The sequence below is a fragment of the Bacillus manliponensis genome (assembly GCF_000712595.1).
In the GTDB taxonomy this organism is placed as follows: Bacteria; Bacillota; Bacilli; order Bacillales; family Bacillaceae_G; genus Bacillus_A; species Bacillus_A manliponensis.
In genome coordinates this window covers 61393-82110 of sequence record NZ_JOTN01000015.1, presented here as the reverse complement: position 1 = coordinate 82110, position 20718 = coordinate 61393, and the positions used below count along the sequence as shown (strand labels likewise).

22 protein-coding genes are annotated in these 20718 nt (G+C 35.5%); 2 read left to right on the top strand and 20 right to left on the bottom strand.

From position 1 onward, the window contains the following. Window positions 1–44 precede the first annotated feature (44 nt). The 18 genes from BAMA_RS16560 to asnB all read right to left on the bottom strand — a co-directional run bounded on the left by BAMA_RS16560 (window position 45) and on the right by asnB (window position 17075). On the bottom strand, window positions 45–599 hold the full coding sequence (locus BAMA_RS16560; protein WP_034641288.1) for a YdcF family protein: 555 nt from the start codon (window positions 597–599) through the stop codon (window positions 45–47). Window positions 600–830: 231 nt separating this feature from the next. After that, a complete protein-coding gene (locus BAMA_RS16555) occupies window positions 831–2045 on the bottom strand; it encodes an MFS transporter (protein WP_265182748.1) in 1215 nt (404 codons plus the stop codon). A 190-nt stretch (window positions 2046–2235) separates the two neighbouring features. Then, window positions 2236–2772, bottom strand: a complete 537-nt coding sequence (locus tag BAMA_RS16550; RefSeq protein ID WP_034641356.1) for an NADPH-dependent FMN reductase — start codon at window positions 2770–2772, stop codon at window positions 2236–2238. Between the two features lie 150 nt (window positions 2773–2922). Further along, window positions 2923–3822 (bottom strand): phosphogluconate dehydrogenase (NAD(+)-dependent, decarboxylating), encoded by a 900-nt coding sequence (gene gnd, locus BAMA_RS16545; protein WP_034641285.1) that lies wholly within the window; start codon window positions 3820–3822, stop codon window positions 2923–2925. Between the two features lie 18 nt (window positions 3823–3840). After that, the gene (locus BAMA_RS16540; protein ID WP_034641280.1) at window positions 3841–5190 is read right to left on the bottom strand and encodes a GntP family permease; all 1350 of its coding nucleotides are present in this window, start codon (window positions 5188–5190) and stop codon (window positions 3841–3843) included. Window positions 5191–5204: 14 nt separating this feature from the next. Further along, complete coding sequence (locus tag BAMA_RS16535; protein WP_034641277.1) at window positions 5205–6743, bottom strand: gluconokinase; 1539 nt, start codon at window positions 6741–6743, stop codon at window positions 5205–5207. A gap of 218 nt (window positions 6744–6961) precedes the next feature. Continuing rightward, window positions 6962–7816 carry a MurR/RpiR family transcriptional regulator gene (locus tag BAMA_RS16530; protein WP_034641274.1) on the bottom strand — a complete coding sequence of 285 codons (855 nt, stop codon included), beginning with the start codon at window positions 7814–7816 and terminating at the stop codon, window positions 6962–6964. Window positions 7817–7922: 106 nt separating this feature from the next. Beyond that, a complete protein-coding gene (locus BAMA_RS16525; protein ID WP_034641271.1) occupies window positions 7923–8558 on the bottom strand; it encodes a response regulator in 636 nt (211 codons plus the stop codon). 14 nt (window positions 8559–8572) lie between these two features. Then, window positions 8573–9691, bottom strand: coding sequence for a GAF domain-containing sensor histidine kinase (locus tag BAMA_RS16520; protein ID WP_034641268.1), 1119 nt, complete (start codon window positions 9689–9691; stop codon window positions 8573–8575). 236 nt (window positions 9692–9927) lie between these two features. Further along, window positions 9928–10593, bottom strand: a complete 666-nt coding sequence (locus tag BAMA_RS16515; protein WP_034641265.1) for an HAD family hydrolase — start codon at window positions 10591–10593, stop codon at window positions 9928–9930. A gap of 145 nt (window positions 10594–10738) precedes the next feature. Next, window positions 10739–11290 carry a cysteine hydrolase family protein gene (locus BAMA_RS16510; protein WP_034641263.1) on the bottom strand — a complete coding sequence of 184 codons (552 nt, stop codon included), beginning with the start codon at window positions 11288–11290 and terminating at the stop codon, window positions 10739–10741. Window positions 11291–11398: 108 nt separating this feature from the next. Next, entirely contained in the window at window positions 11399–11884 is a 486-nt protein-coding gene (locus BAMA_RS16505; RefSeq protein WP_034641260.1) for a hypothetical protein, read from the bottom strand. A 123-nt stretch (window positions 11885–12007) separates the two neighbouring features. Next, window positions 12008–12655, bottom strand: a complete 648-nt coding sequence (locus BAMA_RS16500) for a nitroreductase family protein (protein ID WP_034641258.1) — start codon at window positions 12653–12655, stop codon at window positions 12008–12010. A 94-nt stretch (window positions 12656–12749) separates the two neighbouring features. After that, window positions 12750–13628, bottom strand: coding sequence for a D-amino-acid transaminase (gene dat / locus BAMA_RS16495; RefSeq protein WP_034641256.1), 879 nt, complete (start codon window positions 13626–13628; stop codon window positions 12750–12752). 171 nt (window positions 13629–13799) lie between these two features. Continuing rightward, window positions 13800–14102, bottom strand: coding sequence for a hypothetical protein (locus tag BAMA_RS25205; protein WP_034641254.1), 303 nt, complete (start codon window positions 14100–14102; stop codon window positions 13800–13802). Window positions 14103–14187: 85 nt separating this feature from the next. Continuing rightward, window positions 14188–14676, bottom strand: coding sequence for a GNAT family N-acetyltransferase (locus tag BAMA_RS16485; RefSeq protein WP_034641251.1), 489 nt, complete (start codon window positions 14674–14676; stop codon window positions 14188–14190). A gap of 39 nt (window positions 14677–14715) precedes the next feature. Further along, a complete protein-coding gene (locus BAMA_RS16480; protein ID WP_034641246.1) occupies window positions 14716–15075 on the bottom strand; it encodes a GNAT family N-acetyltransferase in 360 nt (119 codons plus the stop codon). Between the two features lie 98 nt (window positions 15076–15173). After that, window positions 15174–17075, bottom strand: a complete 1902-nt coding sequence (gene asnB, locus BAMA_RS16475; protein WP_034641242.1) for an asparagine synthase (glutamine-hydrolyzing) — start codon at window positions 17073–17075, stop codon at window positions 15174–15176. A 394-nt stretch (window positions 17076–17469) separates the two neighbouring features. Here asnB and BAMA_RS16470 point away from each other — a divergent pair, with 394 nt between their 5' ends. Next, a complete protein-coding gene (locus BAMA_RS16470; protein ID WP_034641239.1) occupies window positions 17470–17937 on the top strand; it encodes an Hsp20/alpha crystallin family protein in 468 nt (155 codons plus the stop codon). Between the two features lie 38 nt (window positions 17938–17975). On the opposite strand, the gene BAMA_RS16465 is transcribed toward BAMA_RS16470, so the two are convergent. Further along, a complete protein-coding gene (locus BAMA_RS16465) occupies window positions 17976–18563 on the bottom strand; it encodes an SCO family protein (RefSeq protein WP_034641237.1) in 588 nt (195 codons plus the stop codon). Window positions 18564–18810: 247 nt separating this feature from the next. Here BAMA_RS16465 and BAMA_RS16460 point away from each other — a divergent pair, with 247 nt between their 5' ends. Next, complete coding sequence (locus tag BAMA_RS16460) at window positions 18811–19782, top strand: MBL fold metallo-hydrolase (protein ID WP_034641234.1); 972 nt, start codon at window positions 18811–18813, stop codon at window positions 19780–19782. A gap of 57 nt (window positions 19783–19839) precedes the next feature. On the opposite strand, the gene BAMA_RS16455 is transcribed toward BAMA_RS16460, so the two are convergent. After that, a complete protein-coding gene (locus BAMA_RS16455; protein ID WP_034641231.1) occupies window positions 19840–20682 on the bottom strand; it encodes a DegV family protein in 843 nt (280 codons plus the stop codon). Window positions 20683–20718: the final 36 nt, after the last annotated feature.

Here is a 20718-nt window from a genome sequence, read left to right as displayed (position 1 = left end):
AAATAATATGCCTTCTTTATAAAAAAAAGAGCCGTTTATCGGCTCTAGCGGTCAAATAAATATGTTTTCAACACAGCAGCTGTTTCACGAATATATGCTTTTTTCTTCGAGCGTTTTGGAGTTGGCGCTGGAAGTGGTTCCATCTGTAAACCTAAGCGATTTGCGATCATTTTCGTACGATATAAATGATATGTATTACTTACAACTACCGCATGCGTTACATTGTATAAATCGATGCTAAACTTTAAATTTTCATACGTATTGGTAGAACGGTCTTCAATAAAAATACGCTGTTCGTCAATCCCGTGCTCTCGTAAATAGTTTCGCATACTATGCGCTTCTGGAATATCTTCATCTTTCCCTTGTCCGCCCGATACAATTACTTTTACATGTGGGTGTGATTGTAAGTACATACACGCAGCATCTAAACGGTTCTTTAACGAGATTGAAGGTTTATCTCCAAACAACTTTGCACCTAAAATTAACACGTAAGGTGCATTACCACTCACCCGTTCCCGCGCCACTTTATTAATTTGAAACATAACATATAAAATATATAATGGTGGTATCAATAGACAAAGCAATAACCATTTATTCATAAGTAAAAACTCCCTTTCCTTATCATTATATTAGAAAAGAAAGGGAGTTAGAATATATTTTTAATGACTACGTTGCCCTGCATTTTGTGCATTTCGTCCTTTTTTAGACGAAGTGCGGCACTGTGTTTGATTTCCTTTATGCTCCGATGATCCTAATGCTTTCGTTTTTCCCATGTTTATTCACACCCTCTTATTGATGATTCTTTTATAGATTTTGTATTTTTGCTTTCCTCATACAATGGATTTACTGGAAACTGCCACACCTTCTTTTTTCTCTGTTTTCACATAATGAAAAGCTACTACCATTGCACACATTAAAATTACACTTAACATATAAAAAGGGAGCATGACGCCAATTTTTGAAACAACTGTGGTAAACATCATTAATAACAAAACGCGAATTCCCGTACCAATAAATCGAAATAAACTATCCACACGACCAATAATCTCATTTGGTACTTCCTCCATCATCAATACATTGCGTGCAACACGTGTTCCTGCATTCCCAATCGCATGAAAAATGGCAAGACTATACAACATCAGAACGGATGGTTCTATCACCATCACGGTAATTGAAATTGTATATACAAACATCGTTAAGAGTATGGAAATTTCAATTTTTACATATTTCATCATAATAGGAATCCCAACTCCCGCAACAATTGCGCCTACTCCATACATCATCCCCTCTACAGCATAAACGGAACCACTTTCTTTTAAAATGTCTGAAACATAGACTGGGATTAAATAATTCCCCATCATAACTCCGATAAAAGGCATATATGTCGCTAGCAAAAACCAGAAAAACTTCGGCCTGCCTTTCATAAAATGAATTCCTTCCAGTACCTGTTTCTTAAGTGGTACTTTTTCTATTACATTTGTTTCCCTTACATATGGAACACATAAAAAGAGAACAAATGCACCTACAAATGACAACATATCCACTAATAAAATCCATTTTAACGATATCACTTCGATGAAAAAACTAGCAGCCGCACCAGCAATCACTTGTGTCAGTTGTCCTTGTATTTCCATCGTTCCACTTAGTGCTTTATAATGATCCTTTTGAAATATTTCTTGATTAAAAGCAAATATCGTTGGATAAAACAACAAATAATAAAAGGTGCCTGTTATATATATAATAATATAATGAAACGAACTATATGTATTTCCTGTAAATCCCCATATAACCATGAGACCAATAATAATAATAATAATAATAATAATAATAATGCCAAGTCCTTCATTGAATAATAGTAATGACTTTCTTGAAAAACGATCAATGCTCTGGCCTATAAATGGCGTAAGTAAAAACATAATGAAAGTTGAGCTCATTGCTACATACCCAAATAGTGTATCTCCGCCACTTTCTTGAATTAAAAGCCAAGGAATTGTAATCATTACAATTCCAGAGCCAATAGCCGATAGACTATTAGCTCCAAGAATATAAAGTGAAGCTTCAATCAGTGGGGGTTTTCTCCATCCCCCACTGATTGTTAGCCCGAACAATCGGGCTTTTACTGGCTGTTAATCTCCCACCTAAACTTCTCTGAATCCTCTAAGTTTTGAGGTGAGAATCTTACAGCCAGTTAATGCGGGATAATACAGACGAGAATCACGGTAAAGAGCTGACATCTTAATCGACTCCTAATTTTTTCTTCAACTCCGGATATATACTCATATATCCTTTCAACTCTTTCAATAAGTCATGAATAAATGGCTTAGCATCTTCTCCCACTTCCCCGTTCTGCACATGTAAACCATCTATAACGACTTGCTTCGGAATTGTATTCGCATAGACACCTCTTGTTACAATTCGCATATTATTTAAAGCGTTAATGCCACCTTTCCCTCCGCCTGCAACCGCTAAAAGACCAACTGGTTTATGGATAAATTCTGTACTTCCTAAAAAGTCTAGTGCATTTTTTAACGCGCCGCTCATTGCGTTATGATATTCTGGTGTACAAAGAACAACACCATCCGCTTCTTTCACTAATTTTTTTAGTTTCGTTACAGCGTCTAACTCGCGCTGTGATTCTTCTCCGTTATATAAAGGTAGCTCTTCCGTCGCTAAATCATATAATTCTCCATTAAACTGCTCCGCGATATATTGTGCAATCACACGTGTTCTTCCAAATTTACGTGGTGTTCCGTTAATTACGACTAATTTCATCATTTTTTCTCCCCTTTGTTTTCATTTCTATCTTCATAATATCAGAAAATTACATATATAACTCCGTAATAAAGGTGGAAAAGCATTGAGAAAATAGTATGAGAAAATGAAAAAGAAACTCATACTTTCGTATGAGTTTCCTCTTTTTTACTAATCATTTTTTACAACAGCATGCCCGCCAAACTGATTTCGAAGAGCGGATACTACTTTACCATGGAATGTATCATCCTCTTGAGAACGGTAGCGCATGAATAATGACATCGCAATAACAGGAGCAGCAGCTTGTAATTCAAGCGCTGTTTCTACTGTCCATTTCCCTTCCCCAGAAGAGTTCATAACTCCTTTAATCCCCTCTAACTTTGGATCTTCAGAAAATGCTTTTTCTGTTAAGTCCATTAACCATCCTCGAATTACAGATCCATTGGCCCATACATTTGCCACATCTTTGTAGTTAAAATCAAAATCACTTTTCTCTAACACTTCAAATCCTTCTGCAATTGCTTGCATCATTCCATATTCAATGCCGTTATGAACCATCTTTAAGAAATGGCCGCTTCCAACACGCCCAGCATAGGAATAACCATGTTCAACCGATAAATCTTTAAATAATGGCTCTAATCGGTCAAAGATTTCTTTTTCTCCACCAATCATTAAACATGCACCGTGACGAGCACCTTCTATGCCACCTGATGTACCGATGTCTACATAATGGATACCGAAACGCTTCGCTTCTTCAGCGCGGCGTAACGTATCTTTATAGAAAGAGTTTCCTCCTTCAATGACGATATCGCCCTCATCTAATAATGGATACAATTCATGTAATACAGTATCAACAATTTCTCCAGCCGGTACCATTACCCAAATTGTACGCGGCACTTCTAATGCAAGCACCATCTCTTGTAAGGAATGGCGAGCAGTTATCCCCGCTTTCTCTGCTTTTGTAACAAGTTCTTCATTTACATCATATACAACAACCTCATGCTGATCTTCCTGTAAATGTTCTGCTAATGGAAAACCCATTTTTCCTAATCCTACTAAACCTAGTTTCATATTCATCAAACTCCCATTCTATACAAATATATTTAATAAAGAAATGAATCCAAGAGCAACAATAGAGAGAATTGTCTCCATCGCCGTCCATGTTAACAGCGTTTCTTTAATTGTCATTCCAAAATATTCTTTAATCATCCAAAAACCAGAGTCATTTACATGAGATAAAACGAGTGATCCTGCTCCTGTTGCAAGTACTAACAACTCTACATTTACCCCTGGCGTGCTTGCAGCGATTGGAGCTACAATGCCAGCTGCCGTCATCATCGATACAGTTGCTGAACCTGTTGCAACACGAATCATTGCAGCAATTCCCCACCCAAGTAAAATCGGTGAAATTAGTGAGTCTTTAGCTATTTCAGCAATTGTTGTACCAATACCAGAATCAAGCAGTACTTTATTAAAAGCACCCCCCGCTCCAATGACTAATAAAATATTAGCAATTGGACCTAAGCAATCGTTTGTAAACTGCAGCACTTTATCTTTAGAGAAGTTCCGTGCATATCCAAGGCTAAAGAATGAATATACTGTTGCGATTAGCAATGCAACAATTGGATCCCCAATAAACTTTAATATTTGTGCAAGTTGACTCGTTTTTTCTAATGTTACTTCAGCGATAGATGCACTTAACATAAATAATACTGGTAATAAAATTGTAAATAATGTATTCCAAAAGCCCGGCAGTTCTTTTTTTGCTCCTTGATCTTTTAGCTGTGCAGCTATCTCTGCTGGTACTTGCTTATGTATACGAGAACCGATCCATTTTCCGTAAATTGGTCCAGCAATAATAGCTGTCGGAAGACCGACAATTAAAGAGTATAAAATCGTTTTTCCTACATCTGCGTTAAAGATTCCTACTGCAGCCATCGCTGCTGGATGTGGTGGAACAAGTCCATGCACAACAGAAAGACCTGCTACAAGCGGTATCCCAATCACAATAAGCGAAACACCTGTTTCAATCGCAATTGTGAATACTAATGGAATTAATAAAACAAAACCTACTTGGAAAAACACAGGAATACCAACTAAAAAAGCAACAAACATCATCGCCCAGTGTACACGTTTTTTTCCAAATCGAGAAAGTAAGGTAGTCGCAATTCGTTCCGCACCGCCAGACTCAGCCATCATTTTGCCGAGCGTCGTTCCAAGTGCTAAAACAATTGCCAAGAAGCCTAACGTATTCCCAAGACCTTGTTTAATCGAGTCTATAATTCCTGGATTTTCTGGCGAAGTAGCAATTAGCGGCATCCCCATCGCTAACCCTACACCAATCGCTGTTATAATTAACGCAACGAACGGATGCCATTTTACTACTGTAATTAATAGAAGTAGTACAACAATAGCCGTTAAAATGATTCCAACTTCCATTTCTCCCAATCCCCCTAATATTTACGCTGAAAGTCAGCAATTACATCAAACTCATCTTTTAAACGATTGTAAAGTCGTTCATACATATAAAACATTTCTAAATATAAAGCTGTATTTTCTTTATTTGGTACATGATGATGTACAATATCAATCCAATCTTTGACTTCTTCAAGAGAATCTATTTTTCCAATTGCATATAAAGCAAGCGCTGCAGCCCCTAATGCAGATGCTTCATGACTTTCTGGAACTAACAATTCTTTCCCCATCATATCGGATAACATTTGTCTCCAAAATGCTGATCTTGCAAATCCTCCTGAAACGCGAATTTCAGATAGAGGTCCTGTTGAATCTCGTATTGCTAGTGCAACGGAGAAGACGCTCATACAAACCCCTTCCATGACAGCTCGAATAAAGTGCTCTCTCGTATGCTGAAGGTTAACACCAAAAAATGTTCCCCGAGCATTCGCATTCCAATACGGCGCGCGTTCACCAGATAAAAACGGTAAAAATAATAATCCATTTGCCCCCGCTGGTACACGCTCAGCATATTGAATTAATAGATCATACGGATCAACACCTAATTTGCGTGCTACTTCTTTCTCTGGACTTCCAAATTCATCACGCAGCCATCTAAGTAAAATACCTCCATTATTCGTTGGACCTCCAACAACCCAGTGTTGATTTGTTAGTGCATAACAAAAAGTTCTGCCCTGTACATCGATATTGACATGCGAGGAGATCGTTCGAACTGCGCCGCTAGTTCCAATCGTAATCGCCGCTTCTCCAGGTGAAACTGCCCCCACACCAACATTGGCAAGAACACCATCACTCGCCCCAATAACAACAGGCGTTTCCATATGAATGCCCATTTTTTTTGCTAGTTCTGGCTTCATACCTTTTAATATGTAAGTCGTTGGTACTGGTTTAGATAATTTCTCTTTCGATAAATCTAGTAGTGTTAATACATCTTGATCCCAATCTAATGTTTGTAAAGAGAATAACCCAGTAGCCGATGCAATTGAATAATCAACTACATATTGCGAGAATAATTGATAGATTACATATTCTTTAATAGAAATAGATTTACAGGTGCTTACAAATAATTCTGGCTCTTCTTCTTTCATCCACAATAATTTAGACAATGGTGACATCGGATGAATCGGTGTTCCTGTTCTCTTATAAATATTAAGTCCATCCATCTCTTTCAAAAGCTTCTCTGCTTGTCCAACACTTCTATTATCTGCCCAAATAATAGAATGAGTAAGTGGATTGCAGTCTTTATCTACAGCAATGAGTGAATGCATTGCTGTACTTATCCCAATTGAAGAAATATCTTCTTGTTGTACATTACCTTTTTCAATGGCAACGCTTACACTTTTATATACAGCAGAACATATTACATCAGGATCTTGCTCAGCCCATCCTACATATGGCTGAATAATCGGATAGTCAACTGCATGAGATGAAATGACCTTTCCTCTCTCTGTAAAAACAACTGCTTTTGTGCTAGTTGTTCCGATATCAATCCCGATAACTTTCCCCCTTGTATCCATAATGACTCTTCCCTTCATTTTCATGCTAGTTTTAGCAATCATGTTTTACTGAAAGCTTCTCAAATATGCTTTTATGTTTTCTATCATTCATGCAATTTGAAATCTAGTAAACCGTTTACATACATAGTATATGAAATATTTTTTCATAAATCAATATAAATAAAGAAAATTTTTTTCATAAATAAAAAAGAAAAAAGCAGTGCATATTCGCACCGCTCTCATAATCGTTTCATTGAAATTGTTTCTCGAATACTTTGCAGGTTTTTCAGCGTTGCTTCTTGCCTTTGTAAAGATAGACCTACAAATAATGCATCTAATAAACTAAGCTGTGCTAAACGTGATGAACTTGCTTCTGTACGAAATTCTGTTTCCCTTGTTGATGTGTAAAGCGTTGCATCAGCAAGTTGGCTAAGTGCTGATTTTTGATAACTTGTAATTGCTATAACACTTGCTCCCCTTGATTTTGCAACATCTAATGCTTCAAGTAATCCTTTATTGCTACCAGAATGTGAGATTGCAACCACAACGGATTGTTCTGTCAACAGTCCTGCGCCCATAATTTGAAAATGAGAATCCACATGAGTAATACAAGAAATACCTGTTCGCATAAATTTATGATACGCATCCATCGCAATAATGCCTGATCCACCGTTCCCATAAAACTCAATATGATTTGCATGTTGTAAGAGCTTGATCGCTTCTTCTAACGCTGTACCATTTAATAAATGAAGTGTATCTTGTAACCCTGTAATATGTGATTGAAATACTTTATTTGCAATCGTCGCCATATCATCTTCTGCAGATACTTCCTCATGAATATTTTGCACTGGTGTATGTACAACCTCTCGCGCTAATGTAATCTTTAAATCTTGAAACCCTTGAAACCCAAGGCTTTTGCACAAACGGAAAATGGTTGCTTCTGAGCTATTTGTTGTTTCTGCCAATTCAGTGATTGATTTATGTACAACATCTTGTGGATGCTTAATAATGTGTTCAGCAATGCTTTTTAACTTTGGAGATAAACCATTTAAAGATGCTTGAATCTTACCTATCCCATTCTTTGTACTAGGCATGATGTATCCTTCTCCTTCCATAATATCTTTATTGTACCTAATTATCGAAAGAAGAAAAACCTTTATTTGGTACTTTTATATATGATGAAAATTTTTTTCATATTTTTTATACAATACCATGCTTCACCGCATAAAGCGCTGCTTGTGTTCGATCGTCCACATTTAACTTAGCCAGTACATTTGAAACATGCGTTTTCACTGTTTGTTCTTTAATATGTAGCTCTGCTGCAATTTCCTTATTACTTCTACCCTTCGCAATTTCACAAAGTACTTCCCGTTCTCTTTTCGTTAATTCTGATAAATAATCTACCATTTTTTCTTTAATATTAGGTTTTCCTAGTAACGCAGGTGTTACCTTTGGATGAAAATTTGTATTCCCTTGATATACAGCGATAATTGAAGCAACTAATTGATCCGGCTGTACTTCTTTTAATTGATAACCATCTGCTCCCGCTTCTAATGCTGGTAAAACGTAATCTTGCTCTGAAAAACTACTTAACATTAGCACTTTAATCGTCTCATCATATGCTTTTAGTTGCTTTGTCGCTTCAATTCCATCCATTTTCGGCATCGATATGTCCATTAACACAACATCTGGTCTTTTTTTTTGGATAAACGCTAATGCCTCTTCTCCATTCTCTGCTTCGCCAATAATTTCGAATTCTTCTTTCGTTTTCAAGAAAAAGACAAGTCCTCTTCGGACAATATGATGATCTTCTACAAGTAATAGCTTTATTTTCAACAGACTTCTTCCTTTCAAACCGGTAAGACCATCTCAATTTTTGTCCCTTTTCCCGGTTTTGTATATATTCTAAATGTCCCTTTCATCAGCTCAATTCTTTCTCTCATCCCTTTCAAACCAAGGGCTGCTTCTCTTACTTTTTCTTCTATAAACCCAACGCCATTGTCTTCAATTTGTACATACAAATATTGATTCTTTATTTTCAAGCGTACAAATACATTTTCACATGCGGCATGCTTTTTGCAGTTATGAAGCGCTTCTTGACTAATTCGCCATAATACTTCCTCTAACTCGTCACCAATTGACAATACTCCTTCAATCTGAATAACAACCTCTAGTCCTAAAAGCTTTCCATAATTCTTGATTGCTTCCGCTAGCCCTTTTTCTAACCCTTCAGGTCGTAATTGCCAAATTAATAGTGTCATCTCTTGCAATGCTTCCTGTGATAATTCACCGATATACGCTAGCATATTTTGTAATTCTTTATCTTTTGTCATATCAAGCGTTCCACGCGCTGTTAACATAATAGAAAAAAGTAACTGTTTTACGGAATCATGTAAATCTCTAGCAAGGCGGTTTCTTTCTGCTACGACTACATATTTCCTTTCTTTTTCAACAAGCTTTATACGCTGAATCGTTGTACCAATTTGATAAGCAATTGCCTCTAATAAGGCTAATTCTTCCTCTGTAAAATTTGTTTTATGAGGGGATGCAACATTTAACAAACCAAATTTTTCTTCTCCAGCACGAAGCGGAATTGTCGCATGATGTGTAATATTTTCTGTTTCTCCCCATTCACATTCGATTGCATCTTCAATTCGTTTACACTCAATAATGTTGGTCGCTTTTTGTAAACGACCACTAACAAAACGATCGATACACCAACAGTCACCTTCGCACATTGGTTTTTTCTCCCCCCAAGTAAGCGCCGGTGGAAGCTTTTCGTCTACTGGCATACGATACGATCCGCCTTCATCAATAAAAAAGATCCATCCTGTTTGTAAATTCATTACCCCAAGTAATGTATGTAATACATTCTCTAACATCGTTTGTAAGTCTGTTGCCTCATTTAACAATTCTGCAATCTCTTTTAACGCTTGTAACCGATGTATTTCTTTACTATGAAAATTCATATTCATCACCAAATATATTATAACATTAATAATTTTCCGAACAATAAAGTGAAACTTCACTCAGTGGGGGTTTTCTCCATCCCCCACTGAGTGTCAGCCCGACCAATTCGGGCTTTTACGGACTGTTAATCTCCACCTAAACTTCTCTGAATCCTCTAAGTTTTGAGGTGGGAGTCTTACAGCCCGCAAATAGCGGGATAAAACAATCTACTATAAAAGTAGATTGTTTCTATCTATTATTTTACTTTACTTGCTAATATAATATCCTTTATCTCCATTACATGATTTACGATATATGTAGGACGAGATTCTTTTAACTCCTCATACGACCCGTAACCATATGTCACACCAATAGAATCAATATCATTTTCATTCGCACCAATAATATCATGCTTACGGTCACCAATCATAAGAAACGATGACTTCTTATATTCTTTATATGTATGAAGAATATAAGAAATAATCTCACCTTTTGCCGCCCTTGTTCCATCAAGATTACTTCCAACAACAAAGTCAAAGTATTCATCAATCTGAAAATACTTAAGTATTTTTTCAGCAAAGATAGTTGGCTTTGATGTTGCCACAACTAACGTATATCCCTCTTCTTTTAATTGCTGTAACAAAGATGGAATTGCTTCATACAACTCATTTTCATACATTCCTTTTTCTTTAAACCGCTCTCTGTAAAAGGTAATCGCCTTTTCGATTTCTTCTGTATGAAATTTATATTTCTCTGCAAATGATACTTGCAGCGGCGGACCGATAAAGCTTTCTAATTCATCCAAACTTTGTACATGAACATGTAATTGTTGTAGTGCATATTGAACTGATTTTGTAATCCCCTCTTTTGGATCCGAAAGTGTACCATCTAAATCCAATAGTATGACTTTATACGTATTCATACAACATCCCCTTCCCCCTAACACTCTCCATTATTTTACATAAAACAGAACAATCTGTCTATTTCGATATAAGGTTTCATTTTTTATGTTTATTACAATACGGTAAATGAAATTTTATTTTATTTATATAGAAGAGAACACTCTTCTATGATTGTACTTGTGCCCCTAAACAAGCTCGAAAATGTTCTAACGCAAAAGCATGTCCTTGCTCATTAAATGATGCAACTGCCTTTTCATATACAACAACTTGAAATCCTTTATTATACGCATCAACAGCTGTATGAAGTACGCATATGTCTGTACACACACCTACAAGATGCACTTCTTCAATACCTCGTTCTTTCAATTTCATTTCTAATTCTGTTCCTGCAAAAGCGCTGTAGCGTGTCTTATCCATATAGCATACATTTTCACGTTCTTTATATGTTTCATATATACCCTGTAACTTTCCATATAATTCTCTACCTTTTGTTCCTGCAATATTATGTGGTGGATACAATGTCGTTTCAGGGTGATACTTATCTCCCTCTTCATGCTTGTCAATTGCAAATACAACATAATCTCCATTTTGAATACTTTTCTCTGTTATATGCACAAGATAATCTTCAATATGTTGCGCAGGCTTTCCACAAGTTAATGCTCCATCATCTGCCACAAAATCATATGTATAATCAATATTAATCAGTGCTCGTTTCATCTTTCTTCCTCCCCCATTGTTTCACGATAAACAAAAGAAAACGAGTCATAACGACTTCTTCTTTTCTATTCGACAACTTATATAATATACCTATAAAAATCGTATTTTCTATGAAGATTTATTTTCAAATTTTGCCTCTGCAAAGCTTATCACTTTTCCACTCGGGTCATCATTCTCAAATTGTACAGCTGTTATTGTATGTATACCTGGTTTTAATGTTTCTTCCTTTAATTCTATCGTTGTATCAGTAAAATTACTAACACTGTGACGATCTTCAAATATTTTATCTACGTATAAAAAGACTTCTTTATCTTCTTGAAAATTACTTAATTCAATCTCAACTTGCTGAATAATTGTATCCTTTTTAATGAACACAGTCGGAATATTTCCATTTTCAGATGTTCCAGCTGGTGTAACCACTATTATAGAGCCTTTATGAGTCGCATCGGTTTCTTTTGGAAATGAATACTTTGTTGCCCCTTCCGTATTCACGAATTGCTCCGCACTGTTTTCCTTGGCATATTCTGCATCTTTTACTTGTCCACATCCAGCTAACACAATAATCGTTAATCCGGTGATCATGAATTTTTTCAAAATCCATTCCCCCTGTATATTCATTTCTTCATTGTAGATTAATATGTAATACTACGAAATGAAGTATCCTTTCTTTATTTTGGTCAACTTTTACAACTATTCATTCCATTATGATGCAAAAAATTATTTTACATACGTTGTAATTTCTTCAACCCCTTTACGAGCGAGCTTTTTTGGTTGCTCTTTCGGATACCCAAGTGCAATGACCATATTAATTTGCTTTTGTTTGTCAATTTTTAAATATTCCCTTAACTCTTCTTGCGCTAACAACACCGGTCCTGTCATTGGGCATGTACCAAGTCCTCTTGCGTGTGCTGCCAACATTAAATTTTGTGCTGCTAAGCAGCTACTCTTAATCCCTTCTTCCTCCCAAACAGATTCTTCCACAAATCCAATCGGATCAAATATTTTTTCACGAAACTTTGACTCATATGGCGTAGCTAAACAAATAATTAAAACTGGTGCATCTGAAAAGGCGGTTGCATACGGTCCAAAAGAGCGTGTTAATAACTTTCCAGCCCTTTCTTCTCCCTTTTTCTTAGCTTTCCCTGCTACTCTATGCAAAGCATCCCATGTCATTTTTTCAATCTCTTTAATTTTATCTTGATTTAAAATCACGATAAATTCCCACGTTTGTGAATTTGTATCACTTGGTGCATAACGCGCGCAATCTATTAATTCCTCTATTTCACTTACAGCTACTTCTTGCTCTGTAAATTTTCGTACACTACGTCTACCATGAATAATATTTTTTAATTCTTCATAATACATATTTATACCCCTCTTTTAAAAGCGTTTTCATACAAACCCTATCCGCTCATTATACCACGAAAAAAAGCTGGTATCACACCAGCTTTTCTTTTCACTATTTTGTCACTTCTAAAAGTGAAATACTTTTTTCATACGCGCGCTGTAAGTCCTTCGTAATTGGACCAATTTCCCCATTTCGGAATAATTCTTCTTTAATTTGAATAACTGGCAATATTTCAAGCGGTGTCGCTGTAAAAAAGCATTCTTCTGCTTCATATACTTCCTCTAACTCAAATGTCCTTTCTTCTACTTTAATTCCTAATTCCCTAGCTAATGAAATGACATGATGACGGGTAATTCCATGTAAAACATATTCATTCGCTGGATGTGTAATGAGTTTTCCATTTTTCACAATGAAAAAGTTAGAATGACACCCTTCTGTCACAATACCATTCCGTACTAAAATTGCTTCACTGTATCCCTCTTCTTCAACTTTATTTTTAATCATAATGTTTGGAAGAAGGTTTAGCGTTTTAATATAACAAAACTTCCAACGAATATCCTCTTCTACTGATACTTTAACGCCATTCTCCATTAATGAAACTGGTCTTGGAAACGGTACAATATTTGCAAAATACGTTGGCTGCAAATCTTTTGCATATACATGATTTCGAGGCTGAACTCCACGAGAAATTTGTACATATATATTTCCATCTACTTGAAAATTATTTTTTTCAACCAATTGTTGTACTTGTTCACTTAATTCACTTATTGTAAATGGTGCTACAATGCCAATTGCCTCCATTGAACGAAAGAAGCGTTCCATATGTAATTGTAGCAAATGTATCTTTCCTTTATATATGCGAATCATTTCGTATACACCATCACCAAATTGCAGACCGCGTTCTTCAAGAGGCACCATTACCACTTCTTCCTTCGTATCTACTATACGGCCATTAAATAAAATCCAATCTTCATATATGTTTTTATTCATTTTATCCCGCCTTTCCGTATATACACATTGTATTACCAATCCGCCAGTAAAGAAAGAATTTTCAGTTTTTTAAAGAGGAGATTTCTCTTCTTTAATACACTTAATGAAGGGATTGTATAAAACCAATTCGAAAGCGCTTTATATAAAAAGCCACCTACAATTAGGCGGCCTCTATCCTTTTAACCAATTCAAAATATAAATATACGATTGATAATGAACGTATTTCATACAAAACAAAGAAAATACAATTGTAAGACCGCTGATACTATATAACATACTGAATTTCAAAAACAACGTCAGCATATAAGGGTGTGTGATGACGTATTGTAAGGTGCAAGAGATAAAAAGTAAAAGAATAAATAGTGAAAAACATTGCCATTCATATGGTTTACGTTTCTTTTGTAACACTCTTTTTATAACAGAATACCATAATTCCGCTACTACAAAACAGGCTATGATTACCATGAATTGCATCCCCTTATACCCCTCCTAAATTCAATTTAAATCGTTATATTTCCTTTTATGTAAAAATACTCTTTGCACTGTCCAAGTAAAATTTTTAAACCATATATTGATAAAACAACACATCTTGCCATTGCTCAAATTTATAACCGACTTCGCGGAAACAACCGATATATGTAAAGCCAAATTTCTCGTGTAACTTTACGCTAATGTCGTTTCCCTTCGTAATACCAGCAATAATCGTTTGATCCCCACGTTCTTTTGCTATTTGTAGTATCCGCTCCATTAAACGATTTGCAACACCTTTTCCACGCGATCCTGTCCCTATATAAACCGAGATTTCTACGGTTCTTTTATATGCTTCTTTTTCTCGAAATGGAGATAATGAGCAATAGCCTAAAATCACACCATCTTCTTCAGCAACAATAAGCGGATAATCTTGTTCATACTTCGTAAACCATAATTCCATTTCCGTCATCGTTTTATCTTGCAAATCAAATGTAGCGGTCGTATGACGAATCGCATCATTATATATTTCTAAAATAGCTCGTACATCTTTTTTGTTCGCTTGACGAATTTCTAACATTTATGGCACTCTCCCTTTTCCCCTAAGCTATACAACCTCTTATATTTGCTTTATATATACATCATTTTGTTCTGTAAAATCAAAATTCCCTAAAAATGATTGTGCACGTTCAGTCAGCTCTTTTCGCGCTACCTCAATCACCCTTATTCCTTCTTTTTTCATCATGTCTTCGAACGTATAATATACATTCGTTCCATAACCATAACCTTGATAATCATGATGAACAAGAAGAAAATGAAGTAATGCTTTCTCTTCTTGCATCGCATAGTCAATAATACCAATATATGTATCATCTGCTTTTACACAATATCCAACTTCTTGAGCTGGCAGTTTGTAAGAAGAAAACATCTCTTCTACAACAACTTTTGTTTCTAAAGTAACCGCCTCAAATATTAACATACAAAATTCCTCTTTTCCTTATTATCATTGTATCGGACAAAACAAGTATTTATGAAAAAAACCTTAAGATAGTATCACTATCTTAAGGTTTTTGCTTATTATACTAAGCTATACGCACGCTTTGTTTCTTCATGAAATGCGTTCGTATCATATTTGTGCTCAACAAAGATTTGATGCCATACCATAAACGCAAGCACTGTCCAAATTTTACGGCTATAGTCGCCTTTATCTGCACAATGTGCTTCTAATAAGTTTAATACGTATTGCTTGTCAATTAAATGTTCAGTCTTACTTTCTTTAATAATGTTAACTGCCCAATCATGCATTTCGTCTTTTAACCAATGACGAATTGGTACCGGGAAGCCAAGCTTCTTACGATCTAATACGTGATCTGGTACGATACCACGTACTGCTTCACGTAAAATCGCTTTCGTTGTACCATTTGCAATCTTAAGATCCGTTGGAATTTTAGATGCAACGTCAAATACTTCTTTATCTAAGAATGGTACACGAAGCTCTAATGAATGTGCCATTGTCATTTTATCAGCTTTTAATAAAATGTCGCCACGTAACCAAGTGAACATGTCGATGTATTGCATTTTGCTTACATCGTCATAACCTTTAATTTCATCATAAAGTGGCTTCGTGATGTCCATGTAGTTAACACTTTCATCATAGTGCTTCATTAGCACTGCCTTTTCTTCTTCACGGAAGATTTTCGCATTACCATAGTAGCGCTCTTCGATTGATGTACATCCACGCTCTAAGAAGCTCTTGCCTTTAAATCCTTCTTTTAAGGCACCACTTAGCGCTTTTAATACACGTTTTCCTGGATCAGGAATGTAAGAGAACATTTTTAAAGAATTTGGCTCACGGTAAATGTTGTATCCACCAAATAGCTCATCAGAACCTTCACCAGAAAGAACAACCGTTACGTGCTTACGTGCTTCTTTTGCAACAAAGTACAACGGTACTGCTGCTGGGTCTGCTAATGGATCGTCCATATGCCACATAATTTTCGGGAACTCATCCATAAATTCTTGCGGTGTTACGAATACACTGTAGTTTTTCACACCTAATTTCTCTGCTGTTTCTTTTGCTACGTCTACTTCACTGAAGCCATCACGCTCAAAACCAACAGAGAATGTTAATAAGTTTGGATTCATTTCTTTTGCAATCGATGCAATGATAGAAGAATCAATACCACCAGATAGGAATGAACCTACTGGTACGTCACTACGCATATGCATTTTCACTGAATCATATAATACATCACGAATTGCTTCAATATGTTCTTCTTTCGTCATATTCGACGCATTGAAATATGGTTTCCAATAACGATGGATTTCCATCTCTTTTCCAAGTTCTTTTACGAAATAATGACCAGGCTCGATTTTATTAATATCGGCTGTTAATGTTTCTGGCTCTGGACCATATTGGTACGTGAAGTAGTGCTGAAGTGATGCCGGATTTACTCCTTTATCTTTGATCACTTCTAAAATACTCTTCTTCTCAGATGCGAAGAATGTTGTATCACCATGCTGCGCAACATAAAGTGGTTTAATTCCGAAATGATCACGCGCACCGAAAAGTTTCTTTTCTTCACGGTCCCAAATCATAAATGCATACATACCACGTAAGTAGTCTACACATTTTTCCTTCATGTGAGCATATAAAGCAATAATTACTTCTGTATCAGATTGCGTTGCAAATGTTGCCCCTTTTTCAAGTAACATTTCACGTAATTCTACATAGTTATAAATTTCACCATTAAAGATGATAACATATCGATCATTTTCGTACGTTAACGGCTGATGTCCTGCCTCTAAGTCAATAATACTTAAACGGCGGAAGCCGAATTGTACATGTTCATCACGAAAGTATCCTTCATCGTCTGGACCACGGTGAAAGATAATCGAGTTCATATTTTCAAACTGATGCTTTTCTTCTGCTGAAAACTCTCTAGGGTTTTCACATAAACATCCAACAAAACCACACATACTTTTCTTACCCTCTTTCAGTCTTCATTCTGTTTCAAATAACTACAATATTAATTTTGTTATACATAAGTAAACAATCATTATTCTATCACAACATTTCAAAGAAACAGTCGTACAAAATAAATGCCTTATGTTCCATGTAAAGAAACCTCTATGAATCATAGCTAAACAATCATTCTTATAGAAGTTTTACCTTATTTATACTAGCATAATCACCGTAATATAGCGACAAAAACTCACTTGTTTTCACTATCTTTACGTACTTTTTATACAAAATTTAATGATTAAAGCTATTCCCATTGTTAATCATGCGATAAAACATGAAAAATAATGAATCACATTTAGGCGCTTTTGTCATATGATATGGCAACTTCACTTTTAGGAGGGAAATATGATGAGTGATGAAAAGAAGGAAACACCATCACGTCCACCATTTCGTAGTTATTTAAAACAAATTGATGATTTTTTTGAACAAACACCTCTTCGGGATGTAATTGCTGATATGAATCATTTCTTCCAAAAAGGAAATCGCCTTTTAACATTTCCAGTTGACCTATACGAATCTGGTGATGACCTTATTATAACGGCGGAGCTTCCTGGCATTGACAAACAACAAATTCATATTGAAATACAAGGCGAATACTTAAAAATTTCTGTAAAAGAAGATATATTAGAAGAAAATGAAACGAGTGAAACACATAATTATTACCGACGTGAGCGTTCCATGTCTGAAGCATCGCGTATGATTAAACTACCGTATCCTATTAATAAAAAGAAAGCAAAGGCCTCTTATGAAAACGGAATTTTAGAAATTCGCGCACCAAAAATCCCACACCAAAATGATATTTTATCAATTGATTAAAAGCATAAAAAATAAGGATGCGACTCGCATCCTTATTTTTATCGCGTTAAACGCTCAATATCACGTAAAATTTCTTCGTAAGGTGTATTAGAAATACCACTATATTCCTTTACAATTAACCCCTTTTGATCGATTAAATAAAACTTAGTCCCATGCATAACCTGATCTTGTCCTTCTGGTTTATCGACAAGTGTCTTAAAGTTATTTTTTGCAAATTCTTTCATATGATCAAACGAATAACCTGTCAATAAATTCCAATTTGATGTATCGTCTGTAAATTTCCCTACAAATGTTTTTAACACTTCTGGTGAATCTACTTCTGGGTCCACACTAAAGGATACAAATTCTACATCCAACCCTTCATCTTTCGCCATTTTTTGTAATTTCGCCATGTTTGCAGTCATCGGTGAACAAACTGTTGTACAGTTTGTAAAGATAAAGTCAGACACCCAAACTTTCCCTTTTAAATCATTCTTTCCAAATTTTTCACCGTTTTGATTTATGTATGAAAAATCCTCTAAATCCATATCTAATGAACCACGTAGCTTAACTTCTTGGTTACACCCTGCAAGTACCATAAGACAAAAAATTGTTAATAGGCCGATTGTTTTTCGAAATCGTTTCATAACGGAACCTCTCTTCTCTTTCATTTAAATATGATATTCATACGTATCATAACAAATGTTAACACTACAAGAAAAGTGTTAACCCCTTTTGTTCACGAAATCGTACGAAATTACAACAAAAGTTTTGTAAAGAACAGAAGATTTATTTTTTACATTCTCTTAATACAGCATCAATCCAAAAAACTTCTTTCCTTTACAACATTCCGATACAATAGTAACAAGAAAAATTTTATAAGAGGTGATATATATGTGGGGAAAACGATATGAGAATATGGATGGTATTCACTCACCAAAACCATTAAAAGATATTTTACGTTGGCGAAAAGAAAGAAGACAAAAGCAAAAAGATTTTTCCTTTCTTATAGAACAATCACCTGTAAAACAAGTATCCTTTTTAAAGAACAATACAGAAAAAACAACTGTAACGTGGATTGGTCATTCTACTTTTTTAATTCAAACGAATGGACTAAACATTTTAACTGACCCTGTATGGTCAAATAAAGTAAAAGTTGTACCACGGTTAACAGAGGCTGGTTTATCTATAAATGATTTACCGCCAATTGATGTTGTCCTCATCTCTCACGGGCATTACGACCATCTTGATTTTCCGACACTTCGTCAATTGAAATCTGATGTTCTATATTTAGTGCCAAGCGGACTGAAAAAGTTATTTTTACGCAAAAAACTTCATCGCGTTGAAGAGTACAATTGGTGGGAGCATACTGTAATTGATGATGTCCATTTCCACTTCGTTCCTGCCCAGCACTGGACAAGACGCTCTTTATTTGACATAAACTCCTCTCACTGGGGCGGATGGGTTATTGAAAATAAAACAACTACAGAAACAATTTATTTTTGTGGTGATAGCGGATATTTTCGTGGATTTAAAGAAATTGGAGAACGTTTTGAAATCGATATTGCACTTATGCCAATTGGTGCATACGAGCCGGAGTGGTTTATGAAATCTTCACATATGAACCCTGAAGAGGCTGTACAAGCATTTTTAGATATAAAAGCAAAACATTTTATCCCAATGCATTACGGTACATTTGCACTAGCAGATGAAACACCAAAAGAAGCTGTCACAAAGCTTCGTAACAATTGGAACTTACGAATGTTACCTTGGGAACAACTACATATATTGTTCTTAGGACAAACGTACATACCAAGTTTATTTAAAGAAAAAGAAGAACCATTAAAAGAACATTCTCAAGTATAGGAATAAAAAAAGGTTATTTAGAAAACTCCTTCTAAATAACCTTTTTTTTAATTACTTTTATTCTGCAAAATAACTAAATCCAACCGCTCCAACACCTGTATGTGTACTAATAACTGGCGTTGTGTAGAAAATTTCTGTATCTGTAAATCCACTAATCTTTTCAATCGCTTCTTTCATTTTCTCTGCAATTGGCAATGCTTTTGCATGAGGCACTCCCACTGCTTTTACTGTTTTACCAGCGATATCTTCTTCAAAGATTTTCATCAATGTTTTCACAATTTGCCCTTGGCTACGTACCTTCGTAACAGGATTGTATACACCTTCTGCAATTTCAGCAATTGGTTTAATGTTTAATAAAGAACCGATTAACGCTTTTCCTTTACCGATACGTCCACCTTTTACAAGGTTATCTAACGTATCAACAACAACGAATAAACGAGTGTTTTTTCGTACGTCTTCAATACGCTTTAAAATATCTTCTAACGGACGATCTTCCTTCACCATTTTTGCTGCCTCGATTACTTGATATGCAATCGCATGACTTAAAAATGTAGAGTCCACAACTGTTACTTTTGTATCTGTCATTGTCGCTGCACTATTCGCTGTTGCCACAGATCCACTCAAGTTTCCTGATAAATGAATAGAAAGAACTTGACTACCATCTTTTCCTAAACGATCATACATTTCAACAAATGAGCCCACTGCTGGCTGTGATGTTTTTGGTAGTTCACTTGATTTTTGCATCTCTTCAAGAAACTCATCTGGTTGTAAGTCTACACGATCTAAATATGTTTTTCCATTTACTGAAATAGATAATGGAATCACATGAATATCATATTTCTCAATCACTTCTTGTGATAAATCTGCTGTTGAGTCTGTCACAATCTTTATTTTTTGCATATTTTACTTCTTCCCTTTCCAATACGCTCTCCCTGT

Excerpts from the sequence above, each read along its gene's own strand:
- BAMA_RS16560 (WP_034641288.1), bottom strand. The coding sequence starts at position 599 with ATGAATAAATGGTTATTGCTTTGTCTATTGATACCACCATTATATATT.
- BAMA_RS16550 (WP_034641356.1), bottom strand. The coding sequence starts at position 2,772 with ATGAAATTAGTCGTAATTAACGGAACACCACGTAAATTTGGAAGAACA.
- gnd (WP_034641285.1), bottom strand. The coding sequence starts at position 3,822 with ATGAAACTAGGTTTAGTAGGATTAGGAAAAATGGGTTTTCCATTAGCA.
- BAMA_RS16540 (WP_034641280.1), bottom strand. The coding sequence starts at position 5,190 with ATGGAAGTTGGAATCATTTTAACGGCTATTGTTGTACTACTTCTATTA.
- BAMA_RS16535 (WP_034641277.1), bottom strand. The coding sequence starts at position 6,743 with ATGGATACAAGGGGGAAAGTTATCGGGATTGATATCGGAACAACTAGC.
- BAMA_RS16530 (WP_034641274.1), bottom strand. The coding sequence starts at position 7,816 with ATGCCTAGTACAAAGAATGGGATAGGTAAGATTCAAGCATCTTTAAAT.
- BAMA_RS16520 (WP_034641268.1), bottom strand. The coding sequence starts at position 9,691 with ATGAATTTTCATAGTAAAGAAATACATCGGTTACAAGCGTTAAAAGAG.
- BAMA_RS16515 (WP_034641265.1), bottom strand. The coding sequence starts at position 10,593 with ATGAATACGTATAAAGTCATACTATTGGATTTAGATGGTACACTTTCG.
- BAMA_RS16510 (WP_034641263.1), bottom strand. The coding sequence starts at position 11,290 with ATGAAACGAGCACTGATTAATATTGATTATACATATGATTTTGTGGCA.
- BAMA_RS16500 (WP_034641258.1), bottom strand. The coding sequence starts at position 12,655 with ATGTATTATGAAGAATTAAAAAATATTATTCATGGTAGACGTAGTGTA.
- dat (WP_034641256.1), bottom strand. The coding sequence starts at position 13,628 with ATGAATAAAAACATATATGAAGATTGGATTTTATTTAATGGCCGTATA.
- BAMA_RS25205 (WP_034641254.1), bottom strand. The coding sequence starts at position 14,102 with ATGCAATTCATGGTAATCATAGCCTGTTTTGTAGTAGCGGAATTATGG.
- BAMA_RS16485 (WP_034641251.1), bottom strand. The coding sequence starts at position 14,676 with ATGTTAGAAATTCGTCAAGCGAACAAAAAAGATGTACGAGCTATTTTA.
- BAMA_RS16480 (WP_034641246.1), bottom strand. The coding sequence starts at position 15,075 with ATGTTAATATTTGAGGCGGTTACTTTAGAAACAAAAGTTGTTGTAGAA.
- asnB (WP_034641242.1), bottom strand. The coding sequence starts at position 17,075 with ATGTGTGGTTTTGTTGGATGTTTATGTGAAAACCCTAGAGAGTTTTCA.
- BAMA_RS16470 (WP_034641239.1), top strand. The coding sequence starts at position 17,470 with ATGAGTGATGAAAAGAAGGAAACACCATCACGTCCACCATTTCGTAGT.
- BAMA_RS16465 (WP_034641237.1), bottom strand. The coding sequence starts at position 18,563 with ATGAAACGATTTCGAAAAACAATCGGCCTATTAACAATTTTTTGTCTT.
- BAMA_RS16460 (WP_034641234.1), top strand. The coding sequence starts at position 18,811 with ATGTGGGGAAAACGATATGAGAATATGGATGGTATTCACTCACCAAAA.
- BAMA_RS16455 (WP_034641231.1), bottom strand. The coding sequence starts at position 20,682 with ATGCAAAAAATAAAGATTGTGACAGACTCAACAGCAGATTTATCACAA.